Origin of the sequence: Pseudomonas sp. 5P_3.1_Bac2 (assembly GCF_025465995.1) — a bacterium.
Classification (GTDB): Bacteria; Pseudomonadota; Gammaproteobacteria; order Pseudomonadales; family Pseudomonadaceae; genus Aquipseudomonas.
Genome location: NZ_JANLNY010000030.1, coordinates 181,045 through 205,046, shown reverse-complemented (window position 1 = coordinate 205,046; position 24,002 = coordinate 181,045). Strand labels below are relative to the sequence as shown.

General features: G+C 61.2%; 13 protein-coding genes. 3 read left to right on the top strand and 10 right to left on the bottom strand.

From position 1 onward, the window contains the following. Positions 1-36: 36 nt before the first annotated feature. From recD to NTD81_RS20260, 8 genes are all read right to left on the bottom strand, one after another. Complete coding sequence (gene recD / locus NTD81_RS20295; RefSeq protein WP_262184551.1) at positions 37-2,082, bottom strand: exodeoxyribonuclease V subunit alpha; 2,046 nt, start codon at positions 2,080-2,082, stop codon at positions 37-39. Next, entirely contained in the window at positions 2,079-5,750 is a 3,672-nt protein-coding gene (gene recB, locus NTD81_RS20290; protein WP_262184550.1) for an exodeoxyribonuclease V subunit beta, read from the bottom strand. Before recB ends, recD begins: the two co-directional genes overlap by 4 nt. Further along, positions 5,747-9,154 (bottom strand): exodeoxyribonuclease V subunit gamma, encoded by a 3,408-nt coding sequence (gene recC / locus NTD81_RS20285; protein ID WP_262184549.1) that lies wholly within the window; start codon positions 9,152-9,154, stop codon positions 5,747-5,749. Before recC ends, recB begins: the two co-directional genes overlap by 4 nt. Before the next feature lie 201 nt (positions 9,155-9,355). Continuing rightward, positions 9,356-9,757: a hypothetical protein gene (locus tag NTD81_RS20280; protein WP_262184548.1), complete on the bottom strand. Its 402-nt coding sequence runs from the start codon at positions 9,755-9,757 to the stop codon at positions 9,356-9,358. Positions 9,758-10,056: 299 nt separating this feature from the next. Next, complete coding sequence (locus NTD81_RS20275) at positions 10,057-10,758, bottom strand: ZirU family protein (RefSeq protein ID WP_262184547.1); 702 nt, start codon at positions 10,756-10,758, stop codon at positions 10,057-10,059. Positions 10,759-11,084: 326 nt separating this feature from the next. After that, positions 11,085-12,287 carry a 3-oxoadipyl-CoA thiolase gene (gene pcaF / locus NTD81_RS20270; RefSeq protein WP_262184546.1) on the bottom strand — a complete coding sequence of 401 codons (1,203 nt, stop codon included), beginning with the start codon at positions 12,285-12,287 and terminating at the stop codon, positions 11,085-11,087. 59 nt (positions 12,288-12,346) lie between these two features. Then, positions 12,347-13,537: a CaiB/BaiF CoA transferase family protein gene (locus NTD81_RS20265; protein ID WP_262184545.1), complete on the bottom strand. Its 1,191-nt coding sequence runs from the start codon at positions 13,535-13,537 to the stop codon at positions 12,347-12,349. A 9-nt stretch (positions 13,538-13,546) separates the two neighbouring features. Next, positions 13,547-15,313 (bottom strand): acyl-CoA dehydrogenase family protein, encoded by a 1,767-nt coding sequence (locus NTD81_RS20260; protein WP_262184544.1) that lies wholly within the window; start codon positions 15,311-15,313, stop codon positions 13,547-13,549. A gap of 111 nt (positions 15,314-15,424) precedes the next feature. Here NTD81_RS20260 and NTD81_RS20255 point away from each other — a divergent pair, with 111 nt between their 5' ends. The 3 genes from NTD81_RS20255 to NTD81_RS20245 all read left to right on the top strand — a co-directional run bounded on the left by NTD81_RS20255 (position 15,425) and on the right by NTD81_RS20245 (position 20,105). Continuing rightward, entirely contained in the window at positions 15,425-16,318 is an 894-nt protein-coding gene (locus tag NTD81_RS20255) for a LysR family transcriptional regulator (protein ID WP_262184543.1), read from the top strand. A gap of 221 nt (positions 16,319-16,539) precedes the next feature. Beyond that, the gene (locus tag NTD81_RS20250; protein WP_410017192.1) at positions 16,540-17,922 is read left to right on the top strand and encodes an MFS transporter; all 1,383 of its coding nucleotides are present in this window, start codon (positions 16,540-16,542) and stop codon (positions 17,920-17,922) included. A 74-nt stretch (positions 17,923-17,996) separates the two neighbouring features. Continuing rightward, positions 17,997-20,105 (top strand): 3-hydroxyacyl-CoA dehydrogenase NAD-binding domain-containing protein, encoded by a 2,109-nt coding sequence (locus tag NTD81_RS20245; RefSeq protein ID WP_262184542.1) that lies wholly within the window; start codon positions 17,997-17,999, stop codon positions 20,103-20,105. A 147-nt stretch (positions 20,106-20,252) separates the two neighbouring features. On the opposite strand, the gene NTD81_RS20240 is transcribed toward NTD81_RS20245, so the two are convergent. Together NTD81_RS20240 and NTD81_RS20235 are read right to left on the bottom strand one after the other, a co-directional pair. Then, on the bottom strand, positions 20,253-20,987 hold the full coding sequence (locus NTD81_RS20240; RefSeq protein WP_262184541.1) for a hypothetical protein: 735 nt from the start codon (positions 20,985-20,987) through the stop codon (positions 20,253-20,255). A 147-nt stretch (positions 20,988-21,134) separates the two neighbouring features. Continuing rightward, positions 21,135-23,879 carry a ZirU family protein gene (locus NTD81_RS20235; RefSeq protein ID WP_262184540.1) on the bottom strand — a complete coding sequence of 915 codons (2,745 nt, stop codon included), beginning with the start codon at positions 23,877-23,879 and terminating at the stop codon, positions 21,135-21,137. Positions 23,880-24,002 lie beyond the last annotated feature (123 nt).

Here is a 24,002-nt window from a genome sequence, read left to right as displayed (position 1 = left end):
TTGTTGTTTATGGGCGCCTGGTTTTACTCGCAGGCGCTACAGCGTTTGCGTCAGCAATGCCGCACGCAGGCCACTGCGCCGTTCCACCTGACGCGCCACGGCTTGCTCAAACACGCCGGCACGACTTTCGATCAGGCTAAACCAGCTGCGCGCGCGGGTGATGCCGGTGTACACCAGCTCCTTGGTCAGCACCGGGTTGAGGCTATCCGGCAGAATCAAGGCGCAGTGGGCAAACTCCGAGCCCTGGGACTTATGCACCGTCATGGCAAACACCGTCTCCACCGCGCTTAACCGGCTCGGCAGGATATGGCTCAGCTCGCCACTGCCATCGTTGCGCGGGAATACCACACGCAGCACCTGACGCGGCTCGCTGCCTGGCTGACTGGCCGGCTCCGGCAGGCGCAGGGCGATGCCGATATCACCATTCATCAAGCCCAGGCTGTAGTCATTGCGCGTCACCAGCACCGGACGGCCCTCATACCAACCTTGGTCCTGACTGAGCAGGCCCTGGCGTTGCAGGGCCTGACTGATCCGCTCATTCAGCGCCTCGACGCCCCAAGGACCTTTGCGCACAGCGCAGAGCAGCTGGAATTGATCGAAGGCGCTGAGCACCTGCTTGGCCCAGCCATCCCACTCGGACGCTGGCGCCTCAGGCGCGGGACGCTGGCTGCTGAGCACCTGCAAGTAATGCCGATAGCCCACCGGCGCCTGGCCTTGGCCATTGGCTTTAGCGGCCAGACCATCCAGCACCAAGCGCTCAAAGCTGCGGTCCTGTTCGCCGCTTAGGCGCAGGTCATGCAAATCCGCGCTACCGGCAGCGAGAATGGCGCGGGCGCCGCTGCTGTTGCGCTCATTCACTGCCCGCGCCAAACGGCCAATCCCCGAGCCCCCGGCAAAGCGCCGTGAGTGACGGAGCATGACGATATGTTGCGCCAGCGCTTGGTTGCTGCTCTGCAGTTGCGGCGCGCTGATCGCCTCACCGGTTTGCTCAGTCAGCCAGGCGCAGGTGGCCGCGCTGTAGCCGCCGCTTTCGGCATCGCGACACAGATCACCGAGCACCGCCCCGGCCTCCACCGAGGCCAACTGGTCTTTATCGCCGAGCAGAATCAAGCGGGCGTGGGCCGGTAAGGCATCCAGCAGATTGGCCATCATTTCCAGGTCGATCATCGAGGCTTCGTCCACCACCAGCACATCCAGCGGCAGCAAGTTGCCGTGGTGATGGCGGAAGTGCCGACTGTCCGGGCGACTGCCGAGCAGGCGGTGCAAGGTGGTGACCTGACTGGGGATTTGCCCGCGCACGGCATCACTGACCGGCAGGCTGGCGACCTGGGCGCCGATGGATTCGGTTAAGCGTGCGGCGGCTTTGCCGGTGGGCGCCGCCAAACTTAAGCGCAGCGGCGCGCCCGTGTTCATGGCGGCCTCTTGCAGCAGCGCCAGCAGGCGCACCACCGTGGTGGTTTTACCGGTGCCGGGGCCGCCGGTAATCAGGGTAAAACGGCTGCGGCTGGCCAAGGCGCAGGCCAGCTTTTGCCAGTCGGTGAGGCGCTCGCCATCCAGCACCAAAGGTTCGGGGAACAGTTGCTGTAAGCGTTGAGCCAATTGCGCCGGCGCGTCACTGGCCTGTTGCAAGCGGGCGGCGATATGCCCGGCCACCTGCCGCTCGTAATCCCAATAGCGGCGCAGATACAGGCAGCTGTCGGCCAGCACTAAGGGGGCGACGGGACCAGCTTCTGCGCTTAATAAACCGCTGCCGGCGCAGGCCGCCAGCCAAGAATCCAAACTGACACCGGCCAGGACTTGCGAAGGCAGCAGCGCCAATAGCGCGGCCTCCTCCCCTTCCGGCGGCAACGACAGAGCAAAGTCCGGGTCGGCCAGGGTGCTGGCTAAATCCAGACACACATGGCCCTTGCCCAGCTGGTGGCTGGCTAGGGCGGCGGCCAGCAACAGCAATGGTGAGGCCGCCGGGTCCAGCTCGGCTAAGAGTTGCCCTAGGGCGCGATCCACCTCGCGCAGCCAGCCGCGCTCACTCCAGATCGCCAGCAGCTCAAACAGCGCGCCCCGTTGTTCAAGATATGGACTCATTGCGCGGCCTCCAGGGCGGCGCCGCGAAACAGCGCATCCAGTTGTTCAATCAGGTGCCGCTCGGGTTTGGCGAAATACACGCCATGGCCCGGCGAACGCATAAACAAATACACAGCACCGCCCATATGCAGGTCGTAGTCGTAGTTGGCTAAACGCAAGCGTAACTGGCGATGCAGGGCCAGCACGTAGAGCACGTATTGCAGGTCGTAACGGTGGCTCACCACCGCCTCGGCCATGGCCGCCTGGCTGTAATCAGCGTCATCGGCGCCGAGCCAGTTGGACTTGTAGTCCACCAGGTAATAACGCCCCTGGTGTTCAAACACCAAGTCGATAAAGCCCTTGAACATGCCGTTTAAGCGATCGGCTTGCAGCGGCGGTCGCGCCAGCTGCGGCAACTCATACTGCTGCACCAGTTGATCGAGACGGCGCACATCGACTTTGCTGGCCGCAAACCAGAACTCCATCTCCGCCTGGTACTCAGCCAGCTGCGCCAAGCTGACGCTGCGCCCATCGCCCAAGGCCAGCGGCTGTTTGAGCAGATCCAACAGCCACTGGCACAGCGGTTCAATCCACACTTCCAGGCCACGACGCTGACAGCGCTGGGCGATCCACTCGCGCAGTTGCGCAGGCTGCCCGGCGACTTGCGCGAAGCCCTCGGTGGCAGCTAACTCCAGCAAGCCATGGAGAAAGGTGCCGGGATTGGGACCACGGGGAAACCGGTGCAGGCCTTCGCTGGAGGCGGCCAACAGCGCTTGCTGCTGAGCCTGTTGCTGGGCCGGGGTCTGCTCGCTCAGCGAGCGCTCATCATCGCTGGCGCTGTACAGGCTCGGGCTATCCGGGGCCGCGTCATCGTGGCGCAGGCCCGGCGTTTCTGCGCCTTCAGCCACACGCAAGGCGCTGTAAGAGGCGATCCACCAATGCTCCGCAGCGGGTCGTTGCGGGCTACGCCAGGACAGTTCAACGGGGCCGTTTTGCTCCGCTTGGAAGTGTTCGTCAGTGGCCAGCGGCGCCGCTTGCACCACGCTTTGCAGGGGCTGATTAAGCGGCGCCAACCAGCTCGAAAGCTCCGCGCTGCTCGCCAGTTGTGCACCACCGCCGAGCAGATAGCCGATGGCGCTGGCATGCAGGCGTGAGGATTTAGCATTGCCGATTTTCAGGTCCGCCAGGCCCAACCAGCAGGCATGCCGGGCACGGGTCAGGGCCACGTAGAGCAAACGCAAGTCTTCGGCCAAGCGCTCCTGCTCGGCGCGCTGCAAGGTTGCTTCATCGGCCTGCAAGACCAAGCGACGGCGTTCGCCATCGTGCACTTGCAGCGGCTTTTTATCGTCCACCGGGCGCATAGCGCAAATAAACGGCAGGAACACCAGCGGGTACTCCAAGCCCTTGGATTTGTGGATGGTCACCACCCGCACCAAGGCTTCGTCGCTTTCCAGGCGCAGCACCTGTTCATCGGCACCAGCGCTGTGGCCCTTGATCAGTTCGGCCAAGTGCCGAATCAGCGCCTGCTCGCCATCCAGCTCCAGGGCCGCTTGCTGAAGCAACTCGGCCAGGTGCAGCAAGTTAGTCAGCACCCGCTCGCCGCTGTCGCGCTGCATCAGTCGCTGCGGTAAATGGAAGTCTTGCAGCAGCTTGCGCAGCATCGGCAGCACACCGACGCGCTGCCAGCGCTGGCGGTATTCGCGAAACTGCATGACGCGCTGCTCCCAGCGCCGCTCATGCAGATTGAGCTGCTCCAGCTCGCTTAACTCCAGGCCCAACGTGGCGCTGGCCAAGGCCGCGCGCAGGGGCCGGTCTTGATCCGGCTCGGCGCAGGCGCGCAGCCACAGCAGCAGGTCGTGCGCCTCCTGAGCGGCGAACACCGAGTCTTTATCCGACAGGTACACGCTGCGCACGCCACGCGCCGCCAGCTCGCCACGGATGGCCTGGGCCTCGCTAAAGTCGCGGACCAGTACGGCAATATCGCTGGGCTTAAGCGCTGCCAGCTGCTCGTCTTTAACGAAGCCGGCACGGCGCTGTTGGCCGAGGTTCAGCAGACGGGTGATTTCGCTGGCGGCGCCACTGGCCAGGGCTTGGATATAGCCGCCTTTGGCAATGGGCTCGGGGCTCTCTAGATGCCACAGGTTAAGCGCGCTTTGCGCCGTGCCATCGACGCTCCAGCGCTCCTTGCGCCCGGCTGCATCCACGGCAATAAAGGGCAGATCATTGTGCTCAGGGCTGCGAAATAAAAACGCGCCCTGACCGCTTTCGCGCTGCTCGGCCAACTCGAACACCCGGTTGACGGCAGCGACCATCTCATCACTGGAGCGGAAGTTTTTCTCCAGGTTGTAGTGGCGCCCTTCGGTCGCGCGCCGAGCACAGAGGTAGGTGAAAATATCGGCGCCACGGAAGGAATAAATCGCCTGTTTGGGATCGCCGATCATAAACAGGCCGCAGTCGCTGCGATTGGCCTCGACCTGATAGAGGCTGTCGAAAATCCGGTATTGCAGCGGGTCGGTGTCTTGGAATTCATCGATCAAGGCCACCGGGAACTGCTGACGAATCACCTCGGCCAAACGCGGCCCGGCCTCGCCGCGCAGGGCAAGATCCAGACGGGTGAGCATGTCGTCAAAGCCCATCTGCGCACGCTGGCGTTTTTCCTGATCAAAGCGCTCGCGCACCCAGGCCGCCGCATGGCTCAAGGCGCCATGGGCCGGGTCAGGCAGCGCCGCCAAAGCCTCCGGCAATGATTGCATGGCATCCAACGCCGGATGCTGCGGCGCACTGCCCTTCCAGGCTTCGGCCAAACCATCGGGGGTCAGGCGCTTAAAACCGCCGCCTAAATCCAGCGTTAGCTCGTTATTGCTGGCCCAGTCGCGCAGCTTGTTGAACCAAGGCTGGTAGTAACGCCGCTGAATTTTTTTACCGTCGACCTGCTTGGCCTCAACGGCCTGTTCCAGCAGATTTTCCAGCTCATCAGCCCAAGCCGCCCAGGGTGCTTTCAGCTCAGCCAGACGTTGCTGGCGTTGTTGCAAGGCGCCCTCCAGCAGCACGGCTAAAGACTGCGCCCCCACAGGCAGCTCTTCGCCCAGTAACGGGCGCAAACGCGGGCCTAAATGATCCGGCGTGCCCCAGTGAGCGGCGACCCAATCCAGCGGCAACTCCTTGAGCGGATAGCAGTGTTGGCGCCAGTAATCGCGCACCACTTCGGCGAGCAGTTCGCTGTGGTCAGTTTCCAGGGTTTGGCTAAACAGGCTGCCGCTATCAAAGGCGTGCTCACGCAGCATGCGCTGGCACCAACCGTGAATAGTCGACACCGCGGCTTCGTCCATCCACTGCGCCGCCAGCTCCAAACGCTGGGCGCAGGCTGGCCACTGTTCAGCGGGGAAATCGGCGCAGAGCAGCTTAAGCAGGTCATCGCCCCCGGCCTCAGCGCGAAACACCTTGGCCGCCTCAACCAAGCGCGCACGAATCCGATCACGCAGCTCGCGGGTGGCCGCGTCGGTAAAGGTCACCACCAGAATCTGCGGGGGCAGCAGCGCTTGCTTAAAGCCCAGCTCGCCACCGTGGCCGAGGATCAGGCGCAGGTACAGGGCCGAGATGGTGAAGGTCTTGCCGGTGCCGGCGCTGGCTTCGATCAAGCGGCTGCCAAACAGCGGAAAGGTTAAGGCCAGCGGACGTGGGCTACTCATGCCTGCACCTCCAGGTCATCGACCACCGCCGGGTTACTGACCAGTAATGCTCGATACAACTGTTCGCTCCAATAAGTAAAACCTTCCCCCTGACTTAAGGCCGCGTAATCAGGGAACTGCCGGGCCAGGCTGGCGCTGCTTTGCACCTCGCCATTGACCTGATAACCACCCTCATATATCGCCTGGGCTTTATCGTGACTGTCCTCCTGCAACCAACACAGCGAGGTTTTCAGTGCCACCGGCAGCGGCGCTTGCATCCCCGCCTGCCAGGCCTGCAACCAGCCGTGGGCAATCGCCGCGGCGGCGTCCTGTTCAAGCGGGACAAAATGCAGCGCCTGATCCTCCCCCACCAGCAAGGTATGGATCGGCACGCCACAGGCGGCCGCCAGCACATGCAACACAAAGGGCCGCAGCAGGCGATGCCATTTCAGCGCTTTGCCTTTGGCCAAGGCACCGGGTACGACCTGCACCTGCGCCAGAGCACCATCGCCGCGTTCACGCAAATGACTGAGCCAGCCCTCCAAGCGAATCGCTGACGCGCCCTCGCCCCACTGCAAGCTCAGTTGCCGAGGTGAATCCAGGCGCTGTGGCCATAGTTCACAGAGCATGGCGTAGCGCTGCAACTGCTTGGGCAAAGGCGCCAGCAAAGCGCTGCGGTATTGCTGGCCAAAACCGGCCAGAGGCAGCACGCCCTGGCGCTGCATACGCTCGGCACTGGCCAGCAGCGCGCTGTCGCGGTCGGCGTGTGGCAGGGCATCGTTAAGCAAGCGCTCTTGCAGTTGATAACGCTGCAAGCCATCCAGAGCAAAGGGCTCGATATCCAAATCGGCCTGCTCCTGTTCGTCTAAAAACACCTTGAGCCGGCGGGTGAAGAAACACTTCAGCGGATCGCGCAAAAAGCTTTGCAACAGCTCTGGGCTGAGTTCTTGGGTGCCGGGCCAATAAGGCAGCGGCTCATCCGCCGTGACCGGGCTGGCCTGTTGATGCAGCGCGGCCCATTCATGGGCATAACTAAACAGCCCCGGTTGCTGGCTGAAGTAACGCAGGCTAAAGGGTTGCAGCGGATGTTCCAGAGTCAGCGCATGCAGCAGGTCGCCGCCACCGGCTAAAGTCCAGGCGCTGGCCAAGTGGTCACGCAGTTGGCCGACCAGCACCGAGGCCGGGCGCTCGCTGTTGTCGCGGATGCTGCGGCCAATCCAGCTGATATACAGATGATCGCGGGCGGCGAGCAACGCTTCGAGCAGCAGATAACGGTCGTCCTCGCGCCGCGAGCGGTCGCCGGGGCGATAGTCGCCGGCCATCAGGTCGAAGTCCAGGGGCACCGGGCTGCGTGGATAGTCGCCGTCGTTCATGCCGAGCAGGCAGACATGGCGGAACGGGATGGCGCGCATCGGCATCAGGGTGCAGAAGTTGACCGCGCCGGCCAGAAAGCGCTGGCTGATGCGGCCCTGATCCAGCCCCGCCAGCCAGGCCTCGCGGACCACCGGCAGGCTGATGGCCTCGGCCAGTTGCGCCTCGGCGCACAGCTCCAGCCAGCCCTCCAGGCCTTCATGCAGTTGGTTGAGCAGCAGTTCATCATGCTCGTTCTGCGACAGGAAAAAGTCTGCCAGCAACTGCCGCAGCCGCTCGCCCCACTGCTCGGCCGGCGCGGCCTCGGCCAAGGCTTGCCAATGCAACTCCAGAGCATCGAGCAGACGCACCAAGGGGCCGATCAACGCGGCATCGAGGCCACCGATTTCATCGTAGGGTTCGATCCCGGCATAAGCCCCAGCGCTGCCCATGGCGTAGCCCAAGAGCATGCGACGCAAGCCAAAGCGCCAGGTGTTTTGCTCCAGATCACTGCCCAAGCCCAACTCAGCCCGTTGCCGGGCATTCAGACCCCAGCGCACGCCGGCGCCCTCAAGCCAATGGCGCAGGGTTGGCAAGGCACTTTCATCGATGGCGAAGCGCGCGCGCAGCGCGGCGACATCCAGCAGGTCCATGACATGGCTGACGCTAAAGCGGCTCTGCGGCAATTGCAGCAAATGCTCCAGCGCGATCAGCAGCGGCTCTTTACCGCGCAGGCCTTGGTCGGCCAAGGTGAAGGGAATATGCCGGGGATCATCGCTGGCGTATTGACCGAACACTGCCTGGATATGGGCGGCATAGGTATTTACATCGGGCACCATGACGATCACATCGCGCGGGCGCAGGCTGGGGTCGGCACTAAAGCTGGCCAGCAGTTGATCGTGCAGCACCTCCACTTCGCGCTGGGCGCTGTGGGCGATATGAAAACGCAGCGAGTGATCATCTGGCCGCACCGCAGGCCAATGGCTGCGGCTTTCCGCCGGCGGACGGAGCTCAAGGATATCGTTCTGCAGCTGGCCTAGCAGACTGTCTTGTGCGGCGCCGATAAACAGGTCGATACGATCAAAGTGATCGCGGTAACGCTGCGGCTCATCGTACTGGTCGAGCAGGTTGATGTAGTCGCGGCCCTGCTTGCCCCAAGCGGCCAATAAAGGTTGCGCTTGCTGGTGCAAATCCAGTTCGCTCAGGGCCAACGCCGCCCCGCCCTTACGCTGCTGACGGCGGTACTCATGACGCAGTAAATCCTTGCCTTCGACGATATCGCCCCAGTGGTGCTGACAGGGGTTTTGCACATAGAGCATGACCTGGCTAAAGCGCGACATAGCGGCCAGGGCTTCAAGTACCTGCGCAGGCAATGAGGAAATACCAAAGATGCTGACCCGCCGTGGCAACCCCGGCGGCGCCTCGTTTAACTCGGCCATGCGCTGCACGAAACGTGGATGCACCCCGGCGCGGCTTTGGGCCAAATGCTCGCTGCCCACGTCCACCAAGAGCGCGCGCCACAGGGCCGGCTGCCAGGTTAGCGCGGCATCCAACGGTCGCGCTTCGCCACGGGCGTTGCGCAGTTGATCACGGCCTTCGCTCCAGTCGGCCAGCCAATCGGCGCGATAGACCTGGTACTGGTCAAACAAGTCCGCCAGACGCTCGGCCAACTGATAGCGTTTGCGCAGGTCATGGTCGTCGGCCAAAAAGCGTCGAAGCGGCGCAAAGGATTCTTCGGCTAATAAGCTGGGCAGCAAGCGCATCAAGCGCCAGGTCAGCGGCGCTTTATCCAGCGGCGAAACCTTGGGAATCGCCTCGCTGCCTAACACCGCGCGATACACCTGCCACAAAAATCGCGCTGGCAAGCCTACATCCAGCGCCGCCGCAATGCCGCAGCCATCATCCTCAGCCAGGGCTAATTTAAGCCACTGGGCGATGCCGTTGCTTTGCACCAGCAGCACTTCGTTTTCCAGCGGCCGCAGCGGCTGCTCGCGCATCCAGGTCACGGCCAGAGTGCGCAGCGCCTCCAGACGGTTGCCGTGGATCACCATTAGGCCGGGGCTGAGTTGCTGCATGGGTAAGTTTCCTGCTGGGCATCGGGAGGGCTGCGCAGCACTGTAGACGACTAGGGCTGTCGCCGGTGCTGATTAGTGCAGCAATAACATCGTGCAGACTCTACCGATGCACGTGCCCAGTGGAAACCTTTAGCCCAATCTAAGCGTGCGCCAGTCGCCCGCCTGGCCTTTGCCTAGGCGGCATAAAGCCCATGACCAACCTCACGCCTGGCCATTCATCGCCGCGCAATATTCCCGCGCTTCGGGCTCACGGGCCTGAAGAATGGCCTGGTTATCATCCACTGTCGGCACGCTAAAACCTTGGCTGTCAAAGCCCGCCAGACTGGCTAGGCGATAACTGTAGAAATCCTGATCAATGGGCACTTGCAGTTGCACCTTGGCTTGCGCGGGGATTTTGCCAAAGCTGTGCAGGATACTTTTGAGTGGCCGGCAGTGGTCGTCGATCAAGGTGACCACCACGTAGCCATGGCTGATGGCTTGAGCGCCTTGGTTAATCAAGGTGGCGCCAACGATACGCTGCCCTTTACTGGCCAGCGCCATATGAAAATTCAGATGCAGCTGCGCCTCGCGTGCGGCGGGTTCGGCTACTGCGAGCCCGCTCATACATACACAGCCCAGGGTTAAGCCGCGCACTAATTGAGAGATAGTCATAGTTGCGTCAACTCCAGCCAGATCAGCCTGGCGAGCTCAGCCAAGAGCAACAGAGTGAGCGCTACCCACCAGGTGTGGCGAGCGCTTGATGACTTTGCTGGGGATGCTGACAGCATCACGCACCTCACTAAGTTGGGAGCGGCGAAAGCGCTTCGCAGCGCAAAACCCAGGTCGTGCCATGCCGGCCTGGGCAGCGGCAAAGCCGGTCACTGCATGAGCAATCACCGGCTTGTTAAGCGCAGGGGCTTGGCTTAGTTGCCTACGACCACCTGAATCTGGCGTTTCTGGTCGCCTTTGAGCGGGGTATAGGCTTGGCTGGTAGCGCCAGCGATATTGTTGAAGCTACCGCTGCCCACGGCCGACTCAATCTGCCATTGGTAGGTCAAGGTGCCACAGCTGCCTTCACAGGCGACAACGGCGGTCAGCGCAGTGCCGACTTTAGGCGAGCCATCGACCATACCGTTGATGGTTACACCCAAGGCAGTCCCTTCACCCGGAATGCTGATCTCTGGGCCAATGGCCGGATCAATCGAGGCCAGGGCAGGTTCGCTCATTACCGGATCGGTGATGCTCGGGTCGGTAAGCGCGGTGGTCTTGAGGGTAATCTGCTTACCGCGATGGGCCTCAGTGATCACCAGTTCAGTGCTGTCGCCGACCGACACGCCATCAGCAAACCACTCGTAGGAGCTAGCGGAGATGTCATCGCCGTCAGCGTCGGTCACGTCGGTGGCAATGTTCCACTCGGCCTTGAGGGTGTCACCGGCGTTGATCAAACCGTTGCCATCGGCGTCAGTTTTCAGGCTGATCACCGCTGGGGTGATCACTTCCGGCGCGTGGCCCATAACGGTTGCGGTAGGGCTGGAAGTTACAGCGGCAAACGAGGAAGCGGTAAAAGCCAGACCGAAGCTCAGGGCAAGCAGTTGGCTGGTTTTCTTCGACAGTTGAGCTTTCATTTAGCGTTCTCCAAGGGTTGTTCAGGCTAGCGCGCTGACGCTGGCGATGATCTTTGCGACCCAAACTACATGGGCCCTGTGTGGCGGCTAAGTCACGGCCTGCTGCACAATGTGGGCTCATTTTCATCGACCCCGGTGATGGTCAATAGCAGTTAACCCCTACGCCCATGTAGGGGAATTCTGAAGCGCTAAATCACAGGCAAAAAAAAACGCTCCGGCAGCCCCTGGGTGGGTTGGGGCTGGCGGAGCGGGTAGAGGCAACAGACAGGTAGCTGTCCTCCCAAGCTCAGGGGTGCTGCTAAAGGTGCCCTCGCGCGGGCGATGCTTTAAACGCGCTGGATAATCAGCGCGATACCTTGGCCAACGCCAATGCACATGGTGCACAGGGCGTATTGGCCGTTTTGCCGTTCCAGTTGATACAGCGCGGTGGTGATCAGCCGCGCACCGCTCATGCCCAGCGGGTGGCCCAAGGCAATGGCGCCACCGTAAGGGTTGACCCGTGGATCATCATCCTTGAGCCCCAGCTCGCGCAGTACGGCTAAGCCTTGGGCGGCGAACGCTTCGTTAAGCTCGATCACATCCATTTGCGTCAGACCTAAGCCTGCCAGTTGCAACACCTTCTGCACCGCAGGCACTGGACCAATGCCCATAATCCGCGGCTCGACTCCGGCGGTGGCGCAGGCGACGATGCGCGCCCGGGGGCGCAATTGATGCCGCTGCGCCGCCGCGCCCGACGCCAGCAGTAAAGCGCAGGCACCATCGTTGACCCCGCTGGCATTGCCGGCGGTGACGCTGCCTCCCTGGCGAAACGGAGTGGGCAGTTTGGCGAGCTGCTCAAGGGTGGTGAGCCGTGGATGTTCATCTGCCAGCAGCTCAACCGCCGGCCCCTTGCGCGGCCGATGCCGTACCGGGGTGATCTCGCTGGCGAGAAAACCTGCGGCCATGGCCGCGGCAGCCTTTTGCTGACTGCGCAGGGCAAAGGCATCTTGATCGGCACGGCTAATAGCAAACTGCGCCGCCACGTTCTCTGCGGTTTCCGGCATCGAGTCGATACCGTACTGCTCCTGCATCAGGCGGTTTACAAAGCGCCAGCCAATGGTGCTGTCGAATACCTGAGCGCTGCGATCAAAAGCGGTTTGTGCTTTGCCCATGACCAGAGGCGCGCGCGTCATCGACTCAACGCCACCGGCGATCATCAGTTGCCCTTCGCCGCAGCGCAGCGCCCGGGCAGCCATGGCCACGGCATCCATGCCGGAACCACACAGGCGGTTGATGGTGCTACCGCCCACCGTCACCGGCAGGCCTGCGAGCAAGGCAGCCATTCGGGCGACGTTGCGGTTATCTTCACCGGCCTGGTTGGCGCAGCCGTACAGCACGTCATCCACGGCGGCCCAATCCAGACCGGGGTTGCGCTGCATCAGGGCCTTGATCGGCACTGCGGCAAGGTCATCGGCGCGCACCTGACTCAAGCCCCCGGCGTAACGACCGATGGGCGTGCGGATCGCATCAATAATCAAAGCTTCAGACATAGGGACTCTCACAAAAAAACCGCGCCCCATGCAGGCACGCGGCACGCTGAATAGATGGCTTAGCGGTTGATCACGGCCTGCTCGGCCAGCGCGGCAATGTCCTCGGCGCTGTAACCATGGGCCTGCAACACCGCGACGGTGTGCTCACCCAAGGCTGGCGGCACCAGGCGGTACTGCGCCGGAGTGCGCGACAGCTTGATCGGCGAGGCGATGCCCTGGTAATCCCCCAGTTGCTGGATCATCTGGCGGAACTGGGTGTGCGGATGGTTGATCACCTGCTTCACGCTGCTAATCACACCGCAGGGCACGCCCTTGTTGATTAACGCCGTCACCAACTGCTGCGCATCAAGCTGCTTGGCCAGATGTAATTCCAGCTCGTACTTCAGCACCTGACGATGCACCGAGCGCTCGCGGTTATTGGCGAAGCGCCCATCCTGCGGCATGTCCGGCGCGCCGATGTGCTGGCAGAGGATGGCGAACTGGTTGTCGTTGCCCACGGCCAAATACACCGGCTCACCACCGGTTTGGTAGCAGTCGTAAGGAGCGATATTGGGATGAGCATTGCCGGTTAATACCGGCTCGTGGCCCGAGGCCAGGTAGTTGGGCACATGGGGATGCAGCAGCGACACCGCGCAGTCATACAGGGTGATGTCGACAAACTGGCCGCGTCCACTGCGCTCACGCTCTTGCAGGGCCAGCAGGATGCCGTTCATGGCGTTAAGCCCGGTGACCATATCCACGATCGGCAAACCGACCCGCATCGGCCCGCTATGGTGGCTGCCGTTAACGCTCATCAGCCCGGCCATGGCCTGGATTGCCGCATCGTAACCGGGCAACCCACCCAGCGGCCCTTGCTCGCCAAAACCGCTGACGCAGCAATGCACCAACCGCGGGAATTTCTCCCTGAGCACTTCGTTATAACCCAAGCCCCAGCGCTGCAAAGTACCGGGCTTGAAGTTCTCGACCAGCACATCGGCCTCGCTGAGCAGGCGCAGAAACACCTCCTGCCCGGCGGGCTGCGAGAGGTCCACGGCAATGCCTTGCTTATTGCGGTTAACGCCACGGTAATAGGCAGCCGTGTCACCGACAAAGGGCGGCCCCCAGCCACGGGTTTCATCACCGCGCAGGGGTTCCAGCTTGATCACCTGTGCGCCGTGGTCGGCCAGCGCCTGGGTGCAGTAAGGGCCACCCAAGACGCGACTCAGATCCAGCACCTTAATGCCCGCCAGGGCTCCAGTTTGAATACTCATGCATAGTCCTTATGCGGGCTGCGCCGCTCTGACGGCGTTCTGCGCGACAGCGGGCAGCAGCTCTAGGGCTTGCGCCGAGGTAAGCGTTTGCTCGTCCGCCAACAAGGCCAGAATGGCCAACTGCTTTTGCGTGTAGCCAGGCACCAATGGGTCTTTGGGCAACAGCTTGTGTTGCAGCAGCAGATGGACCAGCCCCAAGCGGGCGAAGTCGTTGGCCTGCATCGCTTCCCAAGCCATAAAGATGGCGCTGCTGATGTTGTACACCGCACTGCCGGCGCGGCGCACGTCTTCACTGCAGTGACTCTGGGCCATGTAGTTCATGCCGGCGAAAGCCCGCTCCAGCACGTGCTCCAGGCATTTAGCACTGGCGTTGGGCAGGCCCAGGCTGAGGCTGTCGGCGAGCAGCGTGTGTAAATAATCCTGCAGGGGTTGCAGGGCATCTTCGCGGGTCACGGCGCGGGCAATGTCCAGCGCGACGATATTGCTGGTGCCTTCCCAGATCGACCCCAGATGCGAGTCGCGCACCAGGCGGGCATCGCTGAATTCCTCGATATAACCGACGCCGCCACGCACCTCCATGGCATCGCCAGTCACCCGGCGGGCATCGCGGCAGGCGCGAAACTTGATCAGCGGGGTGAGGATGCGCACGCATTTTTGCGCCTGCTCGTCGCCCTTATCGGCCTTGGCCAGCAGCGTTGCGGTGTGCATAAACATCGAACGCGCCTGCTCGGTCGGCACCTGCATCTTGAGGAGCTGACGCTGCATCAGCGGCATCTCGATCAGGTGCTTGGCAAAGGCCATGCGATTGCGCGCGATATACAGCGCCTCCGTCACCGCGCGGCGCATCATGCCGGCCGCCCGCACGCCGTTGGATAGGCGCGACATGTTGATCATGTCGGCCATTTGTTGGAAACCACGGCCCATTTCCCCGACCAGATAGGCCGTGGCGCCTTCCAGGCTGATCTCGCCGCTGGCCATGGAGCGCGTGCCTAATTTGTCTTTCAGGCGCACGATGCGATAGGCGTTGTGGCTGCCGTCCTCAAGGCGCTTGGGCAGCAGAAATAGGCTGACGCCCTTAAGCCCTGCCGGGCCGTCGGCAGCGCGGGCCAAGACCATGGCCAGGTCGGCGTCAGGGTTGGAGCAGAACCACTTCTCGCCATACAGCTTCCACTGGCCATCCTCATGACGGGCTTGGGTAACGGTCTGCGACACGTCGGAGCCGGCATCCTGCTCGGTCATAAACATGGCGCCCTGATACAGCTGATCGAAGTCGCGGTTAGCCAAGGACGGCAGATAACGCGCCACCAGTTGCGGGTCGCCATATTTACGCAGGGTACGGGTCAGCGAATCGGTCATGCTGACCGGGCAGCACAGGCCAAACTCGGCTTGTACAAACAGATACGTGAGGGCGTACTTAACCAGTGGCGCCGGAGCGTTGGCCATATGGCTTAAGGACGACAAACCCAGCTCGGCGTAGGCGACTTTTTCCAGGGCGATAAAGTCCGGATGCTTCTCGATGCTTTGCGTATCGCCCCCGCTGCGGGTGCGTTGGTGCAGCACGGGCGGATTCTTATCGGCCGACAGCGCCAGGCTATCCAACTCCCCCCCGGCGCGGGCGCCCAGGCGCTCCAAGGTCGGCGTCCACTGGGTCAATTCGGCCTCACTGAGATACACCGCCAGCAGGCGCGCCAAGGTGCGGTCAGCGTTAAACAGGTTGATGCCGTGACTATCGGGAACATTCGAGGGGTTGAGCGAAACGGAACTGTGATTAGTCATTGTGCTGCTCCTAGTGGCTCGGAATGACCTGATGCTAGGAGTCACATTGATAACTATCCAATACAAAAAAAGGCTTCTACGATAAGCAATCTAAATCGAAGGAGAGCGGACATGGACTTCAAACAGCTGCGCTATTTCATCGCCGTCGCTGAGGAGCTGCACTTCGGCCGGGCCGCCGCCCGCCTGTTTATTTCCCAGCCGGCGCTGAGCTTCGACATCAAAAAGCTCGAAGAACAGCTCGGCGTGCAGCTGCTGCTGCGCAACAACAAGTCAGTCAAGCTGACCAGCGCCGGCGAAACCTTGCTCAACGAAAGCCGCAGCCTGCTGGTGCAACTGGAGCAAGTGCGCCGCCTGACCGTGCGCTCGGCGCAAGGCCTAAGCGGACGCCTGCGTATCGGCTTCGTCAACTCCATGCTGCATCGCGGCCTGCCCGCGGCGATTGCCCGTTTCCAGAGTGAGCAGCCCGATATCGAAGTGGTGCTGATGGAGCTCAACAGCTCAGAACAAGCCCACGCCCTGCAACGTGGTCAGATCGACCTTGGCTTCGTGCACTGGGGCCGGGCGGCGCCGGGGATTTCGTCGCAATTGCTGATGACCGATCCTTTCGTTTGCTGCTTGCCACAGGATCACCGCTGCGCCGGGCAAACGGAGCTGGACCTTAGTCAGTTGCATGACGACGGTTTTATCCTGTTCCCACGCACCGCCTCGCCCCATTACCACGACCTGATCGTGGCGCGCTGCGTCAGCGCCGGTTTCAGCCCGGCCATCCGCCACGAAGCGCGCCAGTGGCAGACCATTGTCAGCATGGTCAGCCTCGGTATGGGGGTCGCCCTGGTGCCGCAAACCCTTTGCCACGCCTGGCCCGCGGCGGTGCACTACGCCACCATTGCGCAGCCTGGAATGCCGGCGGAAACCCACGCCATTTATGCTGAAGGCAACGAATCGCAGGCCAACCAGTGCTTTATCGACACCCTGCGCCAATGCCTGCCCGCCGCCAGCGCGTAAAGCGCCTGTAAGTGCCGGGTTAATACACCCCGGCAACTTATTAAGAATCCTCTTATATAAACCCAGCCACACCACAGCAGACTGTGGCTGCACTGCTGCGCTTATCAAACGATAAGTAATAAAGATTATTTATTTACAAAACACCCCCCTAGACTCCAGCGATCCAACGCCGTACCTGCCTGGCTGCGGCACTGCATATAAAACAATAACGAGTCAAACTTATGAGCGAAACCGCCGACCCTGCATACAAGCTTCAAGCAGCCAAAGCACGCAAAGCTGGTATTGCGTCTTTTATTGGCACCACCATTGAGTGGTATGACTTTTATATCTATGGCTTTGCCGCGGCGTTAGTCTTCGGCAAGATCTTTTTCTCCCCCGACCTGGAACCGGGCGTGGCCACTTTGCTGGCCTTCTTGACCCTGTGGTCGGGGTTTGTCGCACGGCCCATCGGCGGCCTGATCTTTGGTCACTTAGGCGACAAGATCGGCCGTAAGAACACCCTGGTTATCACCCTGATCATGATGGGGGTGGCTACCACCGGGATTGGCCTGCTGCCCACCTATGACACCCTAGGCTACTGGGCGCCCCTGCTGCTGGTGCTGCTGCGGATCGTCCAGGGCGTCGCCGTCGGCGGCGAATGGGGCGGCGCGGTGCTGATCGCCAGCGAGCAGGCGCCCAAGGGCAAAAGCATTCTCTACTCGGCGTTCGCGCAGCAAGGCTCACCCACTGGCAACCTGTTGGCCACGGTGGTGTTTCTGGCCTTAAGTGCGATCCCCACCCCCGAGTTCATCCTGTGGGGCTGGCGGATTCCGTTTCTGTTATCCGCGGTGCTGGTAATTGTTGGCATGGTGATCCGGCTGCGCCTGGAAGAAGCCGCCGATATGAAGAAACTGATTGCCGAAAACAAAACCGTAAAGATGCCCATCATTGAAGTACTGCGCAATCACTGGCGCTTGGTATTAATTGGCGCATTAGTTATTCCGGCGATCCATGTTACTTACTTTAAAACCACCTTCGCTTTATCTTGGGCAACTAAGAGCCTGGGTTATTCACAGGAAACTTTCCTCAGCATTATTATTATTGCGTTAATCGTCCAGTTTATTTCCCAGCCCATTGGCGCCTTACTTACGACTAAGATTGATATGCGTAAGGCGGTGATTCTGATGCTGGTGCCGGAGCTGATCTTTATGCCGGCCATGTTCTTCGCCATCGAAACCCACATCTACTGGGTAGCGGCCCTCGGTATGGCACTGGCGACCATTCCCCATGCCATGTTTTACGGCGCCGTGGGCGGCATTTTGGCCCGTGCCTTCCCCACCCGCATTCGCTACACGGGATTGTCGATGTCGTACCAACTATGTTCGTTGTTAATCGGTGGCGGCACCCCGGTCTTGGCGCAGTGGATTCTCAACACCACCGGGGAAATTTTCTGGGTGGCGATTGCCGCCGGCAGCTATGCGGTGATTTCTCTGCTCGCGACCCTGGTGTTGTTAAGTAAAACCGGGCATCGCGCCAGTGACCTGTCCACCGCCGAGCAGGCCGATGCCAAGGACCTCGCCGGTACCCCCCCTAACCTTGAGCATGGCGTGCCACAACGCGCCTAGGCCACGAGTGATTGGGTAGTGGTTTAGTGTCACTGCCCAGCCCTTCCCTTTCATGCACTCAGTCGGTGAAGAGCATGTCTACAACTCCCGCGCAAAACTGCATTCTGGTGACGCTTGAACAAGGTATCGCCGTCATCACCCTTAACAACCCACCCGTCAACGCCCTTAGCTCGGCGGTCAAACAAGGCTTGAGTGCGGCCCTAGAAACGGCCCAAGCCAACGAGCAGGTGCAGGCCATCATCTTGCACGGCTCCGGCCGGCACTTTTGCGCTGGCGCCGATATCAGCGAGTTTGGCCGCACCTCCCACCCTAGCCTCAGCGACCTCTGCCAAGCGATTGAGAGCTGCACTAAACCGGTGATCTGCGCCATCACCGGGGCCTGTTTAGGCGGCGGTCTGGAGCTGGCCTTAGCCGCCCATTACCGGCTGGCCACACCGCTGGCCAAGCTGGGCTTGCCGGAAGTGAACTTGGGTTTGATTCCAGGGGGCGGCGGCACCCAACGGGCGCCGCGCTTAATCGGCGCGAAAGCAGCCCTGGAGCTCATGCTCGGCGGCAAGCCCCTGAATGCCAGCCAAGCCTTGGCCGAAGGCCTGGTTGATCGCTTAGTGCCGGCTGACAACCTGCATCAAAGCGCCTTGAACTATGCCCAGCAGGCCCGCCACAATCCCGAGCCGCTGCGCCGCACCTGCAATGAGCAAGGTCTGGCCGATCAGGTGCTGGCCGCCCAGCAAATTGCCCAAGCGCAAGAAAAAACCAAGCGTCATCCGGACCGACTGGCGCAACAAAATATCGTCGCCGCCGTCAGCGCCGCGCTGCATCAGCCCTTCGCCGAAGGCCTGAGCACCGAGCGCGAGCTGTTTGGCAAATGCCTCAACAGTCCGCAACGGGCGGCACTGGTGCATGCGTTTTTTGCCGAAAAAACCTGCGACAAAATCGCCGAACAGAGCACCGCCACCCCCGCCAAACTCAAGCGTATTGGCGTGATCGGCGCGGGCACCATGGGCGTCGGAATCAGCCTCGCCCTGCTCGATGGCGGCTACGAGGTGCTGCTGCTAGAGCGTGATCAACCGGCCCTCGAACATGGCCGTGAGCGCATCAGCGCCACCTATCAAACCTTGGTCGAGCGCCAGCGCATCAGCGTTGAGGATAAAAACCAACGCCTGGCCCGGCTGATTACCCATACCGACTACAGTGTGCTGGCCGATGCTGACCTGGTGATCGAGGCGGTGTTCGAGGACATGGCGGTCAAGCGTGCCTTGCTGGCCAAGCTGGAGGCTTGCTGCCGCACCGATTGCATCATCGCCAGCAACACCTCGTACCTGGATATCGATGCCATGGCCCAGGATCTCAAGCACCCGCAGCGGGTGATTGGCATCCACTTTTTCTCCCCGGCCAACATCATGAAACTGGTCGAGGTGGTGGTGCCCAGCAAGGCCGATGCACGCACCATTGTCACGGCCTTTAACCTGGCTAAAAGCCTCAACAAAACGCCGGTACGCGCCGGCCTGTGTGATGGCTTCATCGGCAACCGCATGCTCGCGGTCTATCGCGAGGCAGCCGAGCTGATGATGCTCGACGGTGCCTCGCCCTATGCCATCGACCAAGCCATTCGCGACTTCGGCTTCGCCATGGGGCCCTTTGAAGTGGTCGATCTGGCGGGCGGCGATATCAGCTGGGCCACCCGCAAGCGCAAAGCCGCGCAACGCGACCCGCGCCTGCGTTATGTCAGCGTGGCCGACCAGCTGTGCGAGCGCGGCTGGTTCGGGCAAAAGAGCGGACGCGGCTATTACCGCTACAGCACGGGCTCACGCCAAGGCACACCGGATCCGGAGGTGGAGGCGATCATCGCGCAAGTGCGCAGCGAGGCTGGCATCACGCCGAAGACCTTCAGCGCCGCTGAAATCGTCGAGCGTTATCTGGCCGCGATGATCAACGAAGGCGCCAATGTGTTGGCCGAAGGCATCGCGCTGCGCCCCCTGGATGTGGATGTGGTGCTGCTCAACGGCTATGGCTTCCCGCGCCACCAAGGCGGGCCCATGTGGTACGCCGACCACCAGGGTTTGGAGCTGGTGCTGAGCAATATCCAGCGCTACGCCAAGACCGACCCCCTGTTCTGGCAACCCTCGCCGCTGCTGGAAGGCCTGGTATTTGATGGGCAATATTTTGCGGATCTCAACCGCTGAGTTTGGCCGCAGCTAAATAGCCTGTGCTGCTTTTCACCCCGCGCCACACGGCGCGGGGCTCGCGCTCATTCACAGGCGGTCAAGACCCGCCCACAGGCCTTAACGGCAACCGCACCGGCGCCGTTAAGGTGTGCCGCGCCAATCAGACTAGTTTTTCACACACATGACATAGCCCGTAGTGCCGCCTTGGGACCCCGTGCGCATGCTGTAGGCCTTATAGCCGTTGTAGTTAATCCAATATGTGTCGGTGGTCCCACCGCACTGGCCATTGAGCGGCCAGCCCCATTGCGTGCACATATCCGTGTTATTGCCCGTAGATCCAGTGGCACTCGTGGACTGCATATAAGTGCGATAGGTTTCCCCCGAGGTGGGCAAACGTGCGCCATCGGCCTGACAAGCTGCATTCGCCGCCTCGCCGGTGGTTGCCGCAAGATTGAGGCGATAGATCGGCGCTGGCGGATACAGCAATTCAGCGCCCTGCACCTCGCCCAAGGTCGGCGTGGTAACCACATCTCCCTCAGAGGGATCAGTCGTGGCCGAGGGTGACCAGACGTACATACGCACCACTAAGTTGCTGCCAATATCAGCACTGACGGTTTTATAGGCAAGCGCCGTAGCCCCCGGTATTACGACCCCATCGCGCAGCCACTCAATGCGGGTGGAAACAGGGTCACCATCGGGATCTTTGGCCGAAATCGTGTAATGACGCAGCTCGTCACCCACAGTGGGTGGCCAGCCCCGCATCGAGTAGTTGAAAATACCGACAGTGCTGGTGATGGCGGGCTTACTGCCTTTAACCGTACTGGTTCGCTCCGTAAGGTTAGCGGCCAGCAAGCTGCTACTGATCAAGATCAAGCCAGTTGTTAGTACAATCTTTTTCATAACGCCTACCTCTTTGTTGCTGCGGCACTGCAGCTGCTTAAGTTGTGCTGTCATCGCTCAACGTACGCACTTGTCTTTAATGCCACCCACAGCCTTGAGCTTAGCTATGGGTGGATGTGCTCCACGCGCCTTTGATCGCCTCCACACTTAAGGCTTAGTCACCTCAACCCGGATTCGGCGCTTCTGTTCAGTCCCCAGCGGTAGATAGGTGTTGCTGTTGCTGGGTTGGCCAATGCTGGTATAGCTCTCGCTGCCCTCAGCCGTTTCGATCTGCCAGTCATACAGCAGCTCTGCCGCACAGGTCCCGGAGCAGCTGACTTCTGCCGTAACCGCCTGACCCACGATCGGATGCCCTTGCTGCAGGCCACTAACGGCCACCGCCAATGGTGCTTGCGGATCAACGCTCGGGGGGGCAATAGCCGTCGCGGTATCGACTCGCTCGACGTTGCCGTTTAAACCATCGCTCTTACGCTTGGCCGTAACTTCAAAGGTCAGCACCTTGCCCACGTCGTCTGCATGCAACAGATATTGCGTATCGCTATCGGCTTGTGCCCCATTCAGCCACGCCACCACCGAGGCATCGTTGGCTGCGTCATTGCTGCTGTCGTCATCGTTATCGATGAAGTCATAGCTGCCGGTCAGGGTCTGCCCAGGCTCCAACAAACCGCTGATGCTCAGGTTGCTGACCTTAGGTGTTTTCTTGCCAATGCTGCCGTTATCGCCACCGCTCACGCCTGGAGCTTCAGCAGTGCTGATTCGATCAGTATTGCCGACCACACCCTTGGCGTTTTTCGCCTCGACTTCAAAGGTCAGCACCCGGCCCACATCTTCTGCACTCAGCTCGTAGGTGGTATCGCTGTCCACAGTGGCGCCGTTAAGCCAACGCACAGTCGAAGCATCTGTCGCATCGCCGCCCTTGTCGTCGAAGCTGTACACCCCGGTCAGGCTTTGCCCAACTTCCAGGGTGCCTTGGATGTCGGTGACATCCACTTCCGGCGCGGGGCCTGGATCGCTAGGGTCGAGCGGGTTAAAGCCAGCATCAACTTCCTCTTTATCCGTCATGCCGTCACCATCGGAGTCAGGATTATGCGGATCGGTACCGTATTGCTCCTCCTCAAGGTCGAACAGACCGTCACCATCGCTATCCAGCGGCGTCTTCACCACCAGCTGATAGCTGGCCGTGGCGTTCAACGTACCGCTGATTTCACGGTAGGCGATGACCTGTACGGTGCGCCCACTTAAGCCGGGCGGCACACTGACGTAGCCAGTTGCGGGATCTACGCTCACTTCACCGTCCTTAGCACCACGGGTTGTCGTGTCTAAGGTTTCAGCACCTTTTTCATAACGAATCTGCGCGCTCGGGATCACCCCACGCAGTTCTGGCCCAGGGCTGACCAAGGGCCCTGTAGCCGATGGCAACGGTGCGGTCAGCTCCAGTTGGGCTTGGGCGAAGACAAAGGGCTCGAACTTCTTATCTTTGTGTTTGTATTCCAGCACCACGCTGTAATCACGCTGCACAAAGTCGGTCCGCGCTTGCGCCAACGGCAGTACGGCGCGGCCTTTTTTGCTGTCCAGTTGCTCATCCAGGCTCAGGTCAAAGCTCCAGTTCAGGCTGGCGCCCACTTGCCAGCTGGAATCGCCACCTTGGATTTTCTGGTGCTCGGCCGCAAAGCCCAGCAACGGCACGGGCTGCCATTTAATCCCGGCGCTATAACCCTTGGGATTTTTTTCCAGGCTGCCGCTGCCGCTAACGTCGACAGACTCCCCCTGCCACTGGAAGTACTTACCGGTCAGGGCCAATTGTGGCGCGCCCGGCAAGGCGATTTCCGCCCGTGCATCCCAGCCCTTGGCCGGCCGCTCGAACAGGTCGTACAGTTCAGGATCCTTATTCAGGCTGTCTTCATCAGAGGCTTTCCAACCGCTAACCGGTGCATACAGGTTGGCCCCCAGCCGCGCACTTTCACCCCAGGCCTCAACGCCCATGCTGGCGCGGGTGTGGTCACGGGTAAAGTCCTGATCAATGAAGGTGTTCACCCCCAACATCAGCTTGTCGCTCACTTGATGCCGATAGCCCACCCCGAGGTTGCCGATATGCCGCTCAGCGACACGCCGGGTGCCGACCTGAGCGAAGGCGATGCCCTTATCGTGCTGCAGCAAGGGGTGCAGGTAATCCAGCTCGAGGTTGACGTCTTTGCTATCCAGGTTAGTGCTGACATTCACCCTGGCGCGGCCATGGTTACCCAGCAGCTCTTCCACCTCATTGGCCAGTGCATTGCCCGCACCGCTGGCCAACTGCTGACCGAGCATGCCGCTTACCGACTGCCCTGCCACATCGCTGTCGGCACGGTTTTGATGGGTCTCACCAATCGCCGCCATCAGCTGCGCCACCCGCTGCTCGTAGGCTTGGTACTGGCGCTGATTACCCTGCTGGGCAGTCTGATCCACACTCGCCACCGGGGCCGGCAACAACAACCAGCCACCCGTACTGAGCCCGGCCACAGCGGAGTCGCCCATGACCATGGCATTCAACCGGCGCAACTCCGCCACCGAGCGGTTATTCGCCAGGGCCAGGGACGCCAGACTCTCACCAGCGCGCATCTGATGCAGGACATAACCGGGATAGCTGGCCGTCTCACCACTGCTGCTTTTCGGCACCAGCCATAATGACTGCGACCAGCCACGGGCTTGGTTCTGCTCCTGTAGCGTGCGCAATTGCGCCTCGCTCACGGCAAAACGCTGGGCGACTTGGGCCAGACTCTCCGACTGCGCCACATGCAAAATAAACTGCCGTTGGGAATCCAACGCCGTACGCTCGCTACTGCTATCCAGTGCAGCAGAAGCCATAGCCAAAGGCGCAACGGTCACTTCATAGCCGTAAAAAAACAGGGCCATACCCGCCCATGCCGAAGCGCGTTTGCATTTAGCTCGCTGGCCACTCGCTGAACAATCGCGGCGCAGTGCACCGTGTTGCTGATGTAGTTTGCTCACTGTCTTCACCATTTCTGCTGCAATTTC

Bases quoted from the DNA above. Each gene is read 5' to 3' on its own strand.
- recB (WP_262184550.1), bottom strand. From the start codon at position 5,750: ATGAGTAGCCCACGTCCGCTGGCCTTAACCTTTCCGCTGTTTGGCAGC.
- NTD81_RS20250 (WP_410017192.1), top strand. From the start codon at position 16,540: ATGAGCGAAACCGCCGACCCTGCATACAAGCTTCAAGCAGCCAAAGCA.
- NTD81_RS20275 (WP_262184547.1), bottom strand. From the start codon at position 10,758: ATGAAAGCTCAACTGTCGAAGAAAACCAGCCAACTGCTTGCCCTGAGC.
- recD (WP_262184551.1), bottom strand. From the start codon at position 2,082: ATGAGTCCATATCTTGAACAACGGGGCGCGCTGTTTGAGCTGCTGGCG.
- NTD81_RS20240 (WP_262184541.1), bottom strand. From the start codon at position 20,987: ATGAAAAAGATTGTACTAACAACTGGCTTGATCTTGATCAGTAGCAGC.
- NTD81_RS20245 (WP_262184542.1), top strand. From the start codon at position 17,997: ATGTCTACAACTCCCGCGCAAAACTGCATTCTGGTGACGCTTGAACAA.
- NTD81_RS20255 (WP_262184543.1), top strand. From the start codon at position 15,425: ATGGACTTCAAACAGCTGCGCTATTTCATCGCCGTCGCTGAGGAGCTG.
- NTD81_RS20235 (WP_262184540.1), bottom strand. From the start codon at position 23,879: ATGGCCCTGTTTTTTTACGGCTATGAAGTGACCGTTGCGCCTTTGGCT.
- recC (WP_262184549.1), bottom strand. From the start codon at position 9,154: ATGCAGCAACTCAGCCCCGGCCTAATGGTGATCCACGGCAACCGTCTG.
- pcaF (WP_262184546.1), bottom strand. From the start codon at position 12,287: ATGTCTGAAGCTTTGATTATTGATGCGATCCGCACGCCCATCGGTCGT.
- NTD81_RS20265 (WP_262184545.1), bottom strand. From the start codon at position 13,537: ATGAGTATTCAAACTGGAGCCCTGGCGGGCATTAAGGTGCTGGATCTG.
- NTD81_RS20260 (WP_262184544.1), bottom strand. From the start codon at position 15,313: ATGACTAATCACAGTTCCGTTTCGCTCAACCCCTCGAATGTTCCCGAT.
- NTD81_RS20280 (WP_262184548.1), bottom strand. From the start codon at position 9,757: ATGAGCGGGCTCGCAGTAGCCGAACCCGCCGCACGCGAGGCGCAGCTG.